The following is a 15,265-nucleotide window of genomic DNA, read 5'->3' as shown; positions in this document are numbered from 1 at the left end:
CCCCCACAATGGGGTGTGACCCATTACGACCTCGTGATCATCGGGACCGGTTCCGGCAACACGATCGTGAACCGGCGGTTCGCCGATTGGAAGGTGGCGATCGTCGAACGGGGCATCTTCGGCGGCACCTGCCTGAACTTCGGCTGCATCCCGACCAAGATGTTCGTGCACGCCGCCGACGTCGCCGCGACCCCGTCGGAGAGCGCGCGGTACGGCGTCGACGAGCAGCTGCTCGACGTCCGCTGGCCGGACGTCCGGGACCGGATCTTCGGCCGGATCGACCCGATCTCGGCGAGCGGGTCGGAGTACCGGCACCACAATCCGGACAACACCAACGTGCGGATGTACGACGGCACCGGCCGGTTCACCGGCGTGAAGGAGCTGACGGTCGACGGGAAGGACGGGTCGACGAGCGTCTTCAGCGCCGACCGGTTCGTGATCGCGACCGGCAGCCGGCCGATCGTGCCGCCGATCCCGGGGCTGGAGGAGACCGGGTACCACACCTCGAACAGCATCATGCGGCTCGAGGAGCTGCCGCGCCGGGTCGCGATCATCGGCAGCGGGTTCGTCGCCGCCGAGTTCGCGCACGTCTTCGGGGCGTTCGGGGTCGAGGTCACGATCGTCGCCCGCTCGAAGGAGCTGCTCCGCCCGGAGGACGGTGAGATCGCCGCCCGCTACACCGAGATCGCCCAGCAGAAGTACGACGTCCGGCTGAATCACGAGACGGTCCGGGTGAGCCGGCGCGACGACGGCTCGGTGCTGGTGAAGATGCTGAGTCCGGACGGTCTCGACGAGCTGGTCGTCGACGAACTGCTCGTCGCGGTCGGCCGGATGCCGAACTCCGACGTACTGGACCTGGACGCCACCGGGGTTGAGACCGACCGCGAGGGCCGCGTGCTCGTGGACGCGTACCAGCAGACCAGCGTCGACGGCATCTACGCGCTCGGTGACGTGACGAACCCGCACCAACTCAAGCACGTCGCGAACCACGAGGCCCGGGTGGTCAAGCACAACCTGCTGAACCCGGACGACCGGATCGAGGCCGACCACCGGTTCGTCCCGCACGCCGTCTTCAGCTCGCCGCAGATCGCCTCCGTCGGCCTCACCGAGGAGCAGGTGAAGGACCGCGGGATCCCTTATGTCACAGCGGTTCAGCGGTACGCCGACATCGCGTACGGCTGGGCGATGGAGGACACCACCGGCTTCGCGAAGATCCTCGCCGACCCGAAGACGGGGCAGATCATCGGCTGCCACATCATCGGTCCGCATGCGCCGACCGTGATCCAGCCGGTCATCCAGGCGATGAGTTTCGGCCTCGACGCGTACACGATGGCCCGCGGCCAGTACTGGATCCACCCGGCGATGCCCGAGCTGATCGAGAACGCGCTGCTGAAGCTGGATCTAGACCTGAAAGGCTGAGATCACGTCGGCGGCCGCATCGAGTGTGTCGAGGTCCGGGAGGCTGATCATCACCTCGGCGACCCCGGCCTCGGACAGCTCGCGGAACCGCCCGATCTGATCGTCGACGGTGCCCGCGTTCACGGAGGCGGCGTACCGTGCCGGGTTCACGTTCCGCGGCCGCAGTCCCTGCACCAACTGGTCGACCTGCTGCTGGTTCTTGCCGACCAATGTCGTGGACAGATGCGTGAGCTCAACCGCCCTCGAACTCACCTGCCGCAGGTACGCCGCACGCTCGCGGACCGTCGCGGTGTCGCCGAAGACGTTGACGGCGTCCGCGTACCGCCCGGCCAGCCGCAACGTTCGCTGACCGCTTCCGCCGACCAGTAGCGGCAGGTGTTTTTGCAGCGGGCGTGGATAACACGTGGTGTCCGGCACCTCGAGCACTGTGCCGAGGAACGGTTTGTTGCCTGGTCCCCATAAAACCGGGAGCAACTGCAGCGCATCGGCCAGTAGTGCATATCGTTCGCCGACGGTGGGGAACGGCCAGCCGTAGGCCTTGTGCTCGGCTTCGAACCAGGCGAGTCCCACACCGCACACCGCGCGTCCGCCGCTGAGCACGTCGAGCGTCGCCGCGATCTTCCCGAGGTGCGCGACGTTGCGATAGGTGATCCCGGAGACCAGCGTGCCGAGCCGAACTCGCGTCGTACACGCGGCGAGGTATCCGAGGGTCGTCCAGCTCTCCAGGAAGTCGTCCCACGCCCGCCCGACCTGCGGAATCTGCCGGAAGTGATCCATCACGTAGATCGCGTCGAAGCCGGCCGCCTCCGCGCGCTCCGCCACCTCACGCACCCACGAGGCCAGCCCTTCGCGGCCGCCGGGGTAGCTGCTCAGCTGCAATCCGAACCGCAGTCCCACCGGGGATTCCGCTTGCCGGGTGTGCGCGGCGGTCGACTCGACGAAGTCCGCCGGAACCACCCGCGCCGCGGTCGGCTGCAGTACGTCGTCGTACCCCTCGGTCGGGAGTTCTTTCTTGACCGACGACCAGGACCGTAGCTGGGACGTCAGCGCGTCGGCCGGGATCCGCTTCGACGTCCGCTCCCGGTTCCGCCGGCGGCACTCCTCGGCCGGGGTGTCGAAAGCGACCACCACGCAGGGCATCCCGGCCTCGCGCGCCAGTCCGAGCCACCGGGTCCGCCGCTCGCGATCCAGTCCCAGGGTGTCGATCACCGTGGTCAGTCGGCGCCCGATGCGCTGTCGCACCACCACTTCCAGCAGCGCGAAGGCGTCGGCGCTCGCCGCGATGTCGTCCTCGCCCGAGCCGACCAGCGCCCGCAACCGATCGCTCGACACGATCAGCTCCGCCGCGAACTGCTCGGCCGCCCAGGTCGACTTCCCCGAGGCCCCGGGCCCAGCCAGGACCACCACGCACGGCGACGGCAGCTTGAGTTCCACAGAAAGCAGTTTCCATCACCGCCAGTGTCCCGTAAGCGAGGCACTAGCATTTCGGGATGCGATTGTTCGTGGCCGTCGTGCCACCTAGCGAGGTAGTGGAGGATCTGAGCGAGTTCGTCGAACCGCGCCGGGAGCATCCGGATGACGACATCCGGTGGGCGTCGGACGAGCACTGGCATCTCACGCTGGCGTTCCTCGGCGAGGTGCCGGACTGGAAGACCGAGGAACTCGAGGAGCGGCTGGAACGGGCCGCGCGAAGGCAGAAACCGTTCGAACTGCAGCTCGCCGGAGCCGGCGCCTTCCCCGGCGTCCCGGACGCCCGGGTGCTGTACGCCGGAGTTCGCGACGAGACCGAGTCACTCAAACACTTGTCGATGACGACTCGGGCCGCGGCGAACCGGGCCGGGGTCACCGTCGAGGGCCGGAAGTTCAACCCGCATCTCACGCTCGCGCGGCTGCGCCGGCAGATGGACGTCACCAAGTGGGTACGGGTTTTCGACACGTACGAGAGTCCTGTGTGGACAGCGCGCAGTCTGCGGCTGATCGAGTCCCGGCTCGGCGAGGGTCCGGGCCACAGTGCGGCCTACGTCACTGTAGGCGAATGGGATTTCTTAGGCTAACCTCAGCAAGGTTAGCCGTACCTAATGCTATGAGAGAGTCCCGCCATGCTCGCGAACTACCTGATCGGACTCCGTGAAGGACTCGAGGCCTCACTGGTCGTCAGTATCCTCGCCACCTTCCTGGTCAAGTCGGGCCATCGCGATCGACTCAAACTGGTCTGGATCGGAGTCGCCACGGCCCTCGCCGTGGCGGCCGCCGCCTGGGGGCTGCTCCAGTTCGTCACCGCGCTGACCGCCAAGTCCTTCACCACCCAGGAAACGGTCGGCGGGGTGATGTCGATCCTCGCCGTCGGCTTCGTCACCTGGATGATCTTCTGGATGCGCAAGGCGTCCCGCAGTATCGCCAAGGAGCTCCGCGAACGGATGGGCCAGGCCCTCGAGGTCGGCTCCCGCGCGGTCGTCATCCTGGCGTTCCTCGCAGTGTTCCGGGAGAGCATCGAGACCGCGTTCATCGTGTACGCGTCCGCTGCCACCGCGACCACCGCCGTACCGTTCATCGGCGTCCTGCTCGGCCTGGCCACCTCGGTGCTGCTCGGGATCGCGATCTACAAGGGCGCGGTGAAGATCAACCTGGCCGTGTTCTTCAAGTGGACCGGCGCGGTGCTGATCCTGGTCGCGGCCGGCATCTTCGCCTACGGCTTCCACGACCTGCAGGAGGCCGGCATCCTGCCCGGCCTGCACACCCTGGCCTTCGACATCTCCCACGTGATCCCGCCGGACAGCTGGTACGGCGTACTGCTCAAGGGCATCTTCAACTTCAACCCGGCCCCGAGTGTTCTCGAGGCGAGCGCGTGGCTCGTGTACCTGGTCCCGGTGATGGTGCTCTACTTCCGCCCGGTGAAGAGCTCCACACCGCCCGCTGTCCCGGTCGGCGAACCCGCCACCGGCCGCGCGGCCTGAAACACCTCTCGTCGTTCCCCGCTCAGGAGAAACATGCCCAGTTCACTGGCCCGCAAGGCCTCCATCCTCGGTGTCGTCCTCGGCCTCGCCGCGCTCACCGCGTGCGCGAAGGACGCGCCCGCGGCCAAGGACGACGGGACCGGCCCGGTGTCGGTGAAGGCGTCCGACTCGGGGTGTGACCTCAGCCGCCGCGACGTGAAGTCCGGCACCAGCACGTTCTCGGTGGCGAACGATGGCAGCAAGGTCACCGAGTTCTACGTGTACGCCGACGGCGACCGCGTGATGGGTGAGGTCGAGAACATCGGCCCGGGCCTGAAGCGGGACCTGATCGTCGAACTGCCGACCGGCAAGTACCAGGCGGTCTGCAAGCCCGGCATGGTCGGCGACGGCATCCGCGGCGATCTGACCGTCACCGGTGACGCGCCGTCGCAGGTGTCCGAGGACGCGCTGCTCAAGCAGGCGGCGGACAGCTACCAGCGGTACGTGAACTCGCAGGCGATCGCGCTCGAGCACAAGACCACCGAGTTCGTCACCGCGGTGAAGGCCGGCGACGTCGCGAAGGCGAAGGCGCTGTTCCCGGTGTCGCGCACGTACTGGGAGCGGATCGAGCCGGTCGCGGAGTCGTTCGGCGACCTCGACCCGAAGATCGACGCCCGCGTGAACGACGTCGAGCCGGGCACCGAGTGGACCGGGTACCACCGGATCGAGCAGGCGCTCTGGGTCTCCAACACCACCAAGGGCATGGAGAAGTACGCCGACCAGCTGCTCACCGACGTGAAGACGGTCGTGGCGAAGGCCAAGGTCGTGAAGCTCACCCCGCTGCAGCTGGCCAACGGTGCGAAGGAACTGCTCGACGAGGTCGCGACCGGAAAGGTCACCGGCGAGGAGGACCGCTACTCGCACACCGACCTGTGGGACTTCCAGGCGAACGTCGAGGGTTCGCAGGCCGCGATCCAGGCGCTCCGCCCGGCCCTGCAGGCGCGGAACGCGGCGCTCGTCACCCAGCTGGACACGAACTTCAAGGCGGTCTTCGCCTCGCTGGACAAGTACCGCGACGGTGACGGCTTCAAGCCCTACACGGCGTCCGAGGCCGAGAAGAAGGCCCTCGGTGCCGTCGTCGACGGGTTGGCCGAGCCGGTCAGCCAGGTCGCCGGAGTGATCGCGAAGAAATGACCGACAACACGACGCCTTCCGCTCCGGCTGAGACTGCGCCGACCCGTCGCGGGCTGTCCCGGCGTGGTCTGTTCGGGGCAGCCGGAGCCGCGGTCGCCACCGGGGTCGCGGGGTACGCCGCGCACTCCGCGCTGGCCGGTGAGGAATCGCAGGCCGCCGACACCAACGGCCCGGTCGAGTTCCACGGTCCGCGCCAGGCCGGGATCATCACGCCGGTCCAGGACCGGCTGCACTTCGCCGCGTTCGACGTGACCACGACCAAGCGGGACGAACTGATCTCGCTGCTGAAGGAGTGGACGGCTGCCGCCGCGCTCCTCACAGCCGGTCGCGACATCGGCCAATACGGCGCGGTGAACGGTCCGGGCGAGGCGCCGCCGGAAGACACCGGCGAGGCGGTCGGGCTGCCGCCGGCGCGGCTCACGATCACGGTCGGGTTCGGTCCGTCGCTGTTCGACAAGCGGTTCGGGCTGGCTTCGCAACGGCCCAAGGCGTTGGTGGATCTACCGCATTTCATCGGCGACGACCTGGAGCCGGCGCGGTCCGGCGGGGACATCGCCGTACAGGCGTGTTCCGATGACCCGCAGGTCGCCGTGCACGCGATCCGGAACCTGGCGCGGATCGGGTTCGGGCGGGTCGCCGTACGGTATTCGCAGCTCGGCTTCGGGCGGACGTCGTCCACGTCGAAGGCGCAGGCCACGCCGCGGAACCTGTTCGGGTTCAAAGACGGCACGAACAACATGAAGCTCGAAGAGGCCGACAAGCTCGAGCAGCAGCTGTGGGTGCAGCCCGAGGACGGCCCGGACTGGATGGTCGGCGGCGCGTACCTGGTGTCGCGGCGGATCCGGATGAACATCGAGATCTGGGACCGTACGTCGCTCACCGAGCAGGAGAACATCATCGGGCGCGGCAAGGGTACGGGCGCTCCGTTGGGCAAGGCCGACGAGTTCGACGCGATCGACTTCAACGCCAAGAACGCCGACGGCCAGGCGAAGGTCCCCACCGACTCACACGTCCGGCTCGCGCACCCGCAGTTCAACAACGGCGCCGAACTGCTCCGCCGCGGCTACAACTTCGTCGACGGCTCCGACGGCCTCGGCCGACTCGACGCCGGCCTGTTCTTCCTCGCCTACCAGCGCGACCCCCGCAAACAGTTCATCCCGATCCAGAACCAACTCGCCAAGAACGACACCATGAACGAGTACATCCACCACGTAGGCTCCGGCATCTTCGCCTGCCCCCCAGGCGTAACCCCCGGCTCCTACTGGGGCGAAAAACTCCTCACCTGAACCACTCGGTTCTTGAACCTACGGCTGACTGATCGGCATCTCGACAGGAGGTGTCGGTGGGCTGGTAGTGCACCTGAGCGTGATCGGCGCGGCGTGTACACCGTCTCACTGGTGCACTACCTGTCGAGCTGCCGCGATCACGACCTGAACTGCGTCAGGGGCGGACGGCGAGGAAGTTCAGGACGGTGCAGGTGAAGACGACTGTGTTGTGCTGGTTGAGGAGTTCGGTTCGGGTTTTCACGAGACCACGATCCGGTTTCGACTTGCTGCGGCGTGCTTCCAGGACTTCGGTGCGTAGGCGGAGGGTGTCGCCGGGGCGGACCGGGGCTGGCCAGCGGAGTTCGTCGACGCCGGGGCCGCCGAGGCTTGCGACCTTCGACAAGTACTGGTCGGCGTACAGGCGCATCATCAGGCCTGCGGTGTGCCAGCCGCTGGCGATCAGGCCGTTGAAGGGGCCGTCAGCCGCGGCCTCGGGATCGACGTGGAAGTACTGCGGGTCGAACTGCTGCGCGAACTCGATGACGGCGGTCTGGTCGACGGTGAGTGTGGCCGGGTGTTCGGTGCGAACACCCGGCACGTAGTCCTCGAAGTACATGCGTTCTATTTGACCGCGCCGGCAGTTACACCGGCGACGAAGTGTCGTTGCGCGAGCAGGAAGCCGATCACGACCGGGACGCTGACGACCAGCGCGGCCGCCATGATCTGGTTCCAGTAGATGTTGGTCTGCGTGGAGTACTGCCGCAGACCCACCGACAGTGTCCGGTTCGCCTCGGTCGTCATCACCGACGCGAACAGCACCTCACCCCAGGCCGTCATGAACGAGTAGATCGCGACCGCGATCACACCGGGCCGCGCGGCCGGCAGTACGACGCGCCACAGCGCTCCCATCGGACCGCAACCGTCCACCAGCGCGGCCTCGTCGAGCTCGCGCGGGATGCTGTCGAAGTACCCGGCCAGCATCCAGATCGAGAACGGCAGGCTGAACGTCAGGTACGTGATGATCAACCCGAGACGCGTCCCGACCAGCTGCACCCCGAACGAGTTGTTGATGTTCACGAAGATCAGGAACAACGGCAGCAGGAACAGCACACCCGGGAACATCTGCGTCGACAGTACGGTCGTGGTGAACACGGTGCGGCCGCGGAACATGAACCGCGACACCGCGAACGCCGCCAGGATCGCGATCGCCACCGAGAACACCGTCGCCGCCACCGAGACGATCGTCGAGTTCACGAAGTACCGGGCCAGCGGCACCGTTTTCCACATGTCGATGAACGGGTCGATGGTCAGGTTCGACGGCCACCAGGTGAACGCGCCCTGCACGTCCTTCAGCGGCTTCAGCGACGAGGTCGCCATCACGTACAGCGGCACGAGCACGAACAACCCGAGCACGACCAGCACGACACCGCGGTAGATCTTGAAGCCTCTGGTCTCACGCACGACGCGACCTCCTTCCGGTGACGAGCAGATAGGCGCCGGTGACGATCATCAGGAAGATCAGCAGCAGTACGGACATCGCCGCACCGGTGCCGAAGTTCCAGGTCAGGAACGACGCGTTGTAGATGTGGAACGTGATCAGGTCACCGGCCGGCGGCTGCGCCGTACCGAACAGCACGTACGGCGTGTTGAAGTCGCTGAACGTCCACAGGAACAGCACGAGTACGAGCACCAGGTTGACCGGGCGCAGCGAGGGGAGCGTGATGTTGCGCCACTGCCGGATGTTGCCGGCACCGTCCACTGAGGCGGCCTCGTAGAGGTCCCGCGGGATGCTCTGCATGCCGGCCATCAGCGTCAGGAACGCGAACGTCCACAGCTTCCAGCCGGCCACCATGATCAGCGAGATCAGGGCGTTGCCCCCGATCAGCCAGAACGTCTTGCCGTCGCCCAGGTGCAGTTGGTGCAGCGTGTGGTTCACCGCGCCGGTGTCGCGCTGGAGCATGAAGTTCCAGGTCAGGATCCCGGCGTACGCCGGTAGCGCGTAGGGGACCAGGAACAGGGTGCGGATCACGCCGCGCCCGCGGAACTCCGGCTGCAGCGCGACCGCGGCCGCCATCCCGAGCACCCAGGAGAACGCGACCGTGACGAGCGAGAACACGATGGTGACACCGAAGGACTTCAGCAGTCCTTCGCCGACCGCGTTGTTGAAGTCGAGAGCGACCTTGTAGTTGGCGAACCCGGCGCTGGGTGCGGCCGACCAGTTCGCGATGAAGAACTTGGTCAGTTTCACGAAGCTCATCCAGATCCCGACCAGCATCGGGATGATGTGGATGATCAGTTCCATCAGTACCGCTGGAGCCAGCAGCGCGTACGGCAGCCACCGGTGCAGACCTGGCCGGCGTTCCGGGCCGCGTTTCGTCTTTTGCTTCGCGGGCTGCGTGGCGGCCGGCGTCGCTTGCTCTGTGGCGACGGACATCCTCCGGGTCGCCTCCTGTCTGTCGGGTGCGGGTGGGCTGACGCGGTCGGTGGCCCGGACACGATCCGCGTCCGGGCCACCGGGCCGTCGTCAGCTACTCGCCGCTACCTGATCCTCGGCGGTCTTCAGCGCTGCCTTCACGTCGTCGGCGGTCACCGTCCCGCCGGTCGCGATCTTGGCGAACATCGAGTTCATCGCCTTGCCGACGGTGCTCTCGAACTGGTCCTCGGCCGGCACCAGCGGCAGCGGCTTGGACTTGGTGTTGTAGACGTCGGAGAACGTCGCCGCCTCGGCCGCGTCGGTGGTGAACACCGGCTTCGCGTCCTTCAGTACCGGCAGCGAGGAGAACGGCTTGCCCAGCGTGGTCTGGGTCTGCGCGTCGGTCATGTACTTGACGAACTTGAGCGCCGCGTCCTTGTGCTTGGTGTTCTTGAACACCGACAGGTTGATGCCCGCGACGTGGCTGGCCACCTGCTCGCCACCGGACGGCGAGGGGAACGGTACGACGCCGTACTCGCCGGCCTTCATGCCGTTGGCAACGATCGAGGAGTCGGCGTTGTTCTGGTTGATGACCATCGCGACCTTCTTGGTGGCGAAGTCGTTCACCGACTTGGTGCCGTTGTCGTACTGCGCGTTCGACGGGTTCGCGACCTTGTCCTTCTGCATCAGGTCGAGGTACCGCAGGACGCCCTGCACGTTGCCGTCACCGGTGAAGGTCGGCTTGCCGTCGCCGTTGAACCAGTCGGCCTTGTTCTGCGCGGCGTTGATGAACGCGAAGTGCACGTTCTCGGTGTAGCTGCCGGCCGCCAGCGCCATACCCCACTGGTTCTTCGCGGGGATGGTCAGCTTCTTGGCGTCGGTCACCATCTCTTCCCACGTCTTCGGCGGCTGCAGGCCGGCGGCCGCGAACATCGCCTTGTTGTAGTACAGGCCGTAGGCCAGACCGTAGAGCGGGACCGACGTCGGGTCGGTGCCTTCCTTGCCGCCGGTCGCCAGAGCCGTCGGCACGAACTTGTCCTTCCCGCCGATCGCCGACATCGCGTCGCCGTCGAAGGGCAGGAACGCGTCGGTGGCCTGCAGCGAGGCCGCCCAGGTGTTGCCGATGTTGACGACGTCCGGCGCCTGGCCGGAGGTGATCGCGGTCTGGATCCGGGTCTGCAGATCGTTCCAGCCGATCACCTCGAGGTTCACCTTGATCCCGGTGTCCTGGGTGAACTTCTGCAGGACCGGGGTCAGCACCTCCTTGTCGTTGTCCAGGCTGGTGCCCTGGTTGCTGGCCCAGTAGGTCAGCGTCTGGTCACCGGAGCTGCCGCCCGAGGAGTCATTCTTGTCGCCGCCACCACAGGCGGCGAGGCTGATTCCCATGGCGGTCGCCGCAACCGCGGCTACAAGCGAACGCAGTCTCACGTCGGACTCCCTCGTCCCGTCGAGCCCCCGCGCGGACGGCGGGGGCGGATCGGCCCCATCCTGACCTAACCGGTTAAGTTTCGAAACCCTAACCGGTTCAGTTCTCGGGTCTTCGTTACGACCTCGTGACTCATTCAAACTTCACCAGGACGCCGGCAAACGCAATCCAACACTCTCCGAAACCACCCGATTTCAAAGAGTCTTAACCTGACGCCCGATCCAGTGCCGTTTGAGGGGCCGCCCCCTCAAACCGCCCACCTCTGCGTCGTTTGAGGGGCCGCCCCCTCAGCTGGTGGGGTAGGACCCCAAATTTCCAGGGGGCAAGCCACCGTTTGAGGGGCCGGCCCCTCAAACGCGCTGGGGGCCGGCGGCGGGTTGGTGGCCGTTCGGTGGCGGGTTGGTGGGGGCCGTCAGGTGGGGGCTGGGCCGGAGGAGTCGCGGCGGCGGAGTTCGCCGGCGGGGGCTTGTTCGTGGAGGTCCGGGTCGCCGGTGACGATGCGGAGGAGCAGGTCGGCGGCGGCGCGGCCGCGTTCCATCGTCTTCTGGTCGACCGCGGTGATGCCGGGCCGGGCGAGTTCGCACAGCGGCGAGTCGTCCCACGCGAGCACCGAGACCTGGCCGGGGACCGCCGTACCGAGGTCCATCGCGACGCGGAGTGCGGCGACTGCCATCAGGTCGTTGCCGAGCACGATCGCGGTCGGCGGGTTCGGCCCGGTGAGCAACTGGCGGGTGAGTTCGGCGCCGTCGTCGTACCGGTAGCTGCCCTCGATGTGCCGGACCGTGATCCCGCGCCGGGCCGCCTGGTCGCGCAGCGTCTGCACCCGCAGGCGTTCGTGAATGAAGGTGAACGGCCCGCTGATGTGCGCGACGTTCGTGTGCCCGAGCTCGACAAGGTGCTCGAGCAGGAGCGCGACGGTCTCCTCGGATGAGCTGATCAGCCGCCCGACCGAGTCGTCCGGCGCGTTCGAGCTGACCACCACGCACGGCATCCCGAGCTCTTTGATGACCGGGATCCGCGGATCGTCGTCGTGCTCGTCGAACAGGATGAACCCGTCGACGCGCCCCTGCCGCGACCAACGCCGCAGTACGTCGAGATCCTCGCCGTGCTCGCCCGTCAGCCGCAGGAGCAGCGAGGAATCGACCTCGTTCAGGTACTGCTCGATGCCGACCAGCGTGCGCATGTAGAACGCTTCGGTCGAGATCAGCGTGGGGTCGCGGGCGATCACGATGCCGATCGTCCGGGTCCGGCTGGCCGACAGGGCGACGGCGGCGGAGTTCGGGTGGAAGCCGAGCTCCTCGGCCAGCGCGAGGACGCGTTGCCGGGTCTCTTCGCTGACCCCGGCGCGGCCGTTCAGCGCGTACGAGACCGACGCCTTCGAGATGTGCAGCCGGCGTGCGAGGTCGCTGATCGTGACCCGATGGCTGCGGCGCGTACTGCCTGCCGGACCGTCGGCGTCACCGTCGGTCACGGATCCGCTGGTCGTCATCGCCCGGCACCTCGCACAGACGGAAAAGTGTTCATGTCGGTCCCCGCACAGACGGGAGATTAGCAGCGGCTTTTCGGGGCTGGCGGTGCCGCTAGGTTTTGGATAGCGTTTTCCCATGTCTTCGACCGAGCCGCTGCGACTGGATTTCCTGCCCTGGGAGTACGCCCGGAAGGGCTCCGACGCCGAGCGCGAACGGCAGGCCGAGCGGCAGTCCCGGCTCGGCGGGTCGGTCGAGCTCGGCACCGATGTGTACGTCGCCGAGTCCGCCGCCGTGTACTGCGACGTACTGCGGCTCGGCGAGCGCTCGTACATCGCCGCGCACGCCTACGTCACCGGCAAGATCACGCTCGGGTCCGACTCGACGATCAACCCGTTCGCCACCGTCCGGGGCCAGATCACGATCGGCGACGGCGTCCGGATCGGCGCGCACACGTCGATCCTGGCGTTCAACCACGGCACGTCGCCGGACAAGCCGATCTTCCGGCAGCCGATCACCGCGCGCGGTGTCACGATCGGCGACGACGTCTGGATCGGCTCCAACGTGACGATCCTCGACGGTGTCACCATCGGCCCGCACACGATCATCGGCGCCGGCGCGGTCGTCACGAAGAACATCCCCGCCAACTCCGTCGCGGCCGGGAACCCGGCCCGCGTCCTCCGCTCGCGGACAGGAGCATCCATGTCAGGTGACCTTCGGACCAAACTGCAGGAGTTCGTCGCGAAGGCGCGCGCCCAGGTCGACGACGTAGTGGCGCGTTGCTGGGACGGTGAGCGTTTCGTCGACCGCCCCGGTCTCGACGCCGCGCCCGAGATCCGTCCGTGGTGCGACGCGATCGAGATCGCGGATCTGCTGGTACGCCGGACTCCGGCCGGCCACACGCGCGACGACCTGGTACGCCGACTGCGCGCGCGTCAGGATCCCGCGACCGGACTGGTATCACCGGGAGACCTCTCCGACGACGGTCTCGGCAAGCCGTCGGACGCCGAACTCGCTGTCCTGGAAGGGCCCGCGAGCTATCACGTCCTCTGTGTCGGGTATGCACTCCAGGTGCTCGGGAGCAGTTTCGAGCACCCGATCACCACCGAGTTCACCCTCGACCAGCTCGACAACCTGCCGTGGGAGCGGCGCGCCTGGTCGTCGGGTTCCGGCATCGACGCGCTCGGCACCGCACTGGCGCGGAATCTCCATGACCACAAGGAATCCGGCCCGCTCGAACCGCTGATGGGCTGGCTCCTCACGCACGTCGATCCGAAGACCGGCATGTGGGGCGAGCCGCATCCCGACGACGGCTGGCTGCAGGTCGTGAACGGGTTCTACCGGCTGACCCGGGGGACCTACGCGCAGTTCGGTCTGCCGCTGCCGTACCCCGAACAGGCCGTCGCGACGGTGCTTGCTCACAGCAACGACAAGCGGATGTTCACCGGCGACAACTACAACTCGTGCAACATCCTGGACGTGATCCACCCGCTGTGGCTGGCGCGCAAACAGACGTCGTACGGCGAGCAGGACGGCAAGCGCTGGGCGGAGGAGCAGCTGCGCGCGATCCTCACCCGCTGGGTCGACGGCGCCGGTTTCGCGTTCGCCCCGGACGGCACCGACGAGCGGGCGATCCCTGGTCTGCAGGGGACCGAGATGTGGCTGGCGATCATCTGGCTGCTGTCCGACTACTTGGGCGTGTCCGACGCGTTGGGCTACCGGCCTCGCGGCGTGCACCGTCCGGAGCCGCTGGTCAGCCTGCACTGACCCACTCTGCGTGGTAGGCCGGATGCATGGTCGAAGAGCTGCGGCAGGGACTGACCGGACGGCTGGTGACCCCGGACGACCCGGACTGGGACGACGTACGACGTGGCTGGAACCGGTCCGTCGACTCGCACCCCCTCGCGGTCGTCGAAGCGGCTGACGCGAGTGACGTCGAGCAGACCGTCGCGTACGCCGCTGCGCACGGACTGAAGGTCGCGGTACAGGCAGTCGGCCACGGTACGACGCCCGCGCTCGACGGGACGATCGTGGTGCGGACTGCGGCGTTCGACGAGCTCACGGTCGACGTACCGGAGCGCGTCGTACGGCTTGGTGCCGGTGTGACCTGGGGAGCCGTGCAGACAGCGCTGGACGGCACTGGGCTGACCGGACTGCCTGGTTCGACCGGGAACATCTCGGTGGTTGGGTTCTGCACGAGTGGCGGGTTCTCGTGGTTCGCCAGGCCGTTCGGAAGCGGTGCGGCGAGCCTCCGAGCGGTGGAGCTCGTCGACGGGACCGGAGTACGCCGGTGGGTCGATGACACCGTCGACGCGGACCTGATGTGGGCGCTGCGTGGTGGTGGCGGGAACTTCGGCGTGGTGACGTCGGCCGAGGTGGAGCTGCATCCTGCTCCGGCCATCACCGGTGGGCGGCTGATGTTCCCGATCGGGCAGTCCGAGGCGGTGCTGACGGCGTACGCGAAGGCGACGCGGGACGCGGCGGAGCAGGTGACGCTGTGGGCGTACCTGATCCACTACCCGGACTCAGCGGCGCTGCCGGAGGAGGTGCGCGGGCAGTCGTTCTGCATGGTCGATGCGATGACGCCGTACCAGCCGGAGGCACTTGACGGGATGCTGGCGACTATCCGGGCTGCCGGCACCGCAGTGAGCGATGTCGTCGGTCCGCTGCAGCCCAGTGAGGTCGGGGAGATGAATTCGGTACCGGCGCCACCACAGGCGCTCTCACTCATCACGTCGACGTTCGACGAACTCACACCGGAGCTGATCGGCACGCTGCTCGAGTACGGCGCTGAACCGTCGCTGCTCTTCCAGGTGCAGCTGCGACACCTCAGGGCTAGTAGTGACGTCAGTCGTCCCGGAGTGGCCTCGGCTGACCCGTCAGCGCAGTACATGGTGCTGGCTGTCTCCATCGTTCCGAAGCCGGAGCTGCAGGAGTCTGCGGAGACCGCACTGCGGTCGCTGCAGGAGGCGCTGGCGCCTTGGCGCACGGGTGACATGCCACCGACCGGCCTGTCCGCGTGGGGCTCGTTGCAGGACTGCGTCAGCGGGCCGGACCTGGCCAGACTGCGGGAGATCAAGCGCCGGGTCGACCCCCTCGGCACACCGACTGGGAACTTCCCCCTACTCTGACGGGGTGGACCCCCGCAC

At 67.4% G+C, this 15,265-nt stretch carries 12 protein-coding genes and 2 pseudogenes; 8 read left to right on the top strand and 6 right to left on the bottom strand.

What is annotated here, in order from left to right; all coding sequences use genetic code 11:
- Positions 1-15 precede the first annotated feature (15 nt).
- Positions 16-1,419 (top strand): mycothione reductase, encoded by a 1,404-nt coding sequence (locus AC0662_RS29895; RefSeq protein WP_478304788.1) that lies wholly within the window; start codon positions 16-18, stop codon positions 1,417-1,419.
- Here AC0662_RS29895 and AC0662_RS29890 read toward each other — a convergent pair.
- Entirely contained in the window at positions 1,402-2,853 is a 1,452-nt protein-coding gene (locus AC0662_RS29890; RefSeq protein WP_478304786.1) for an LLM class flavin-dependent oxidoreductase, read from the bottom strand. The two genes, AC0662_RS29895 and AC0662_RS29890, sit on opposite strands and share 18 nt — an antisense overlap.
- 56 nt (positions 2,854-2,909) lie before the next feature.
- Here AC0662_RS29890 and thpR point away from each other — a divergent pair, with 56 nt between their 5' ends.
- The 4 genes from thpR to efeB are packed head-to-tail and all read left to right on the top strand — an operon-like array spanning position 2,910 to position 6,832.
- On the top strand, positions 2,910-3,473 hold the full coding sequence (gene thpR, locus AC0662_RS29885; protein WP_478304784.1) for an RNA 2',3'-cyclic phosphodiesterase: 564 nt from the start codon (positions 2,910-2,912) through the stop codon (positions 3,471-3,473).
- 45 nt (positions 3,474-3,518) lie between these two features.
- Entirely contained in the window at positions 3,519-4,373 is an 855-nt protein-coding gene (efeU, locus tag AC0662_RS29880; RefSeq protein ID WP_478304782.1) for an iron uptake transporter permease EfeU, read from the top strand.
- Between the two features lie 33 nt (positions 4,374-4,406).
- Positions 4,407-5,546 carry an iron uptake system protein EfeO gene (gene efeO, locus AC0662_RS29875; RefSeq protein WP_452196869.1) on the top strand — a complete coding sequence of 380 codons (1,140 nt, stop codon included), beginning with the start codon at positions 4,407-4,409 and terminating at the stop codon, positions 5,544-5,546.
- The gene (gene efeB / locus AC0662_RS29870; protein ID WP_478304779.1) at positions 5,543-6,832 is read left to right on the top strand and encodes an iron uptake transporter deferrochelatase/peroxidase subunit; all 1,290 of its coding nucleotides are present in this window, start codon (positions 5,543-5,545) and stop codon (positions 6,830-6,832) included. Before efeO ends, efeB begins: the two co-directional genes overlap by 4 nt.
- A gap of 154 nt (positions 6,833-6,986) precedes the next feature.
- Here efeB and AC0662_RS29865 read toward each other — a convergent pair whose 3' ends face one another.
- The 5 genes from AC0662_RS29865 to AC0662_RS29845 form a co-directional block, all read right to left on the bottom strand.
- Entirely contained in the window at positions 6,987-7,427 is a 441-nt protein-coding gene (locus AC0662_RS29865) for a MaoC family dehydratase (RefSeq protein ID WP_478304777.1), read from the bottom strand.
- 5 nt (positions 7,428-7,432) lie between these two features.
- Complete coding sequence (locus AC0662_RS29860) at positions 7,433-8,272, bottom strand: carbohydrate ABC transporter permease (protein ID WP_452196872.1); 840 nt, start codon at positions 8,270-8,272, stop codon at positions 7,433-7,435.
- The gene (locus tag AC0662_RS29855) at positions 8,265-9,245 is read right to left on the bottom strand and encodes a carbohydrate ABC transporter permease (RefSeq protein WP_452196873.1); all 981 of its coding nucleotides are present in this window, start codon (positions 9,243-9,245) and stop codon (positions 8,265-8,267) included. The genes AC0662_RS29860 and AC0662_RS29855 overlap by 8 nt, the downstream gene beginning before the upstream one ends.
- A 90-nt stretch (positions 9,246-9,335) precedes the next feature.
- The gene (locus AC0662_RS29850) at positions 9,336-10,652 is read right to left on the bottom strand and encodes an ABC transporter substrate-binding protein (RefSeq protein WP_452196874.1); all 1,317 of its coding nucleotides are present in this window, start codon (positions 10,650-10,652) and stop codon (positions 9,336-9,338) included.
- Positions 10,653-11,062: 410 nt separating this feature from the next.
- Positions 11,063-12,139: a LacI family DNA-binding transcriptional regulator gene (locus tag AC0662_RS29845; RefSeq protein ID WP_452196875.1), complete on the bottom strand. Its 1,077-nt coding sequence runs from the start codon at positions 12,137-12,139 to the stop codon at positions 11,063-11,065.
- Between the two features lie 115 nt (positions 12,140-12,254).
- On the opposite strand from AC0662_RS29845, the pseudogene AC0662_RS29840 reads away from it, so the two are divergent.
- The 3 genes and pseudogenes from AC0662_RS29840 to AC0662_RS29830 all read left to right on the top strand — a co-directional run.
- Positions 12,255-12,566: pseudogene (locus tag AC0662_RS29840) on the top strand (acyltransferase); the annotation flags it as partial.
- A gap of 84 nt (positions 12,567-12,650) precedes the next feature.
- Positions 12,651-12,753: pseudogene (locus AC0662_RS29835) on the top strand (DapH/DapD/GlmU-related protein); the annotation flags it as partial.
- Between the two features lie 1,156 nt (positions 12,754-13,909).
- A complete protein-coding gene (locus AC0662_RS29830) occupies positions 13,910-15,247 on the top strand; it encodes an FAD-binding oxidoreductase (protein ID WP_478304773.1) in 1,338 nt (445 codons plus the stop codon).
- The last annotated feature ends 18 nt before the right edge of the window (positions 15,248-15,265 follow it).

Source organism: Kribbella sp. NPDC043289 (genome assembly GCF_056436705.1).
Note: the sequence above shows the minus strand (reverse complement) of the source record. Positions and strands in the feature narration are given on the sequence as shown.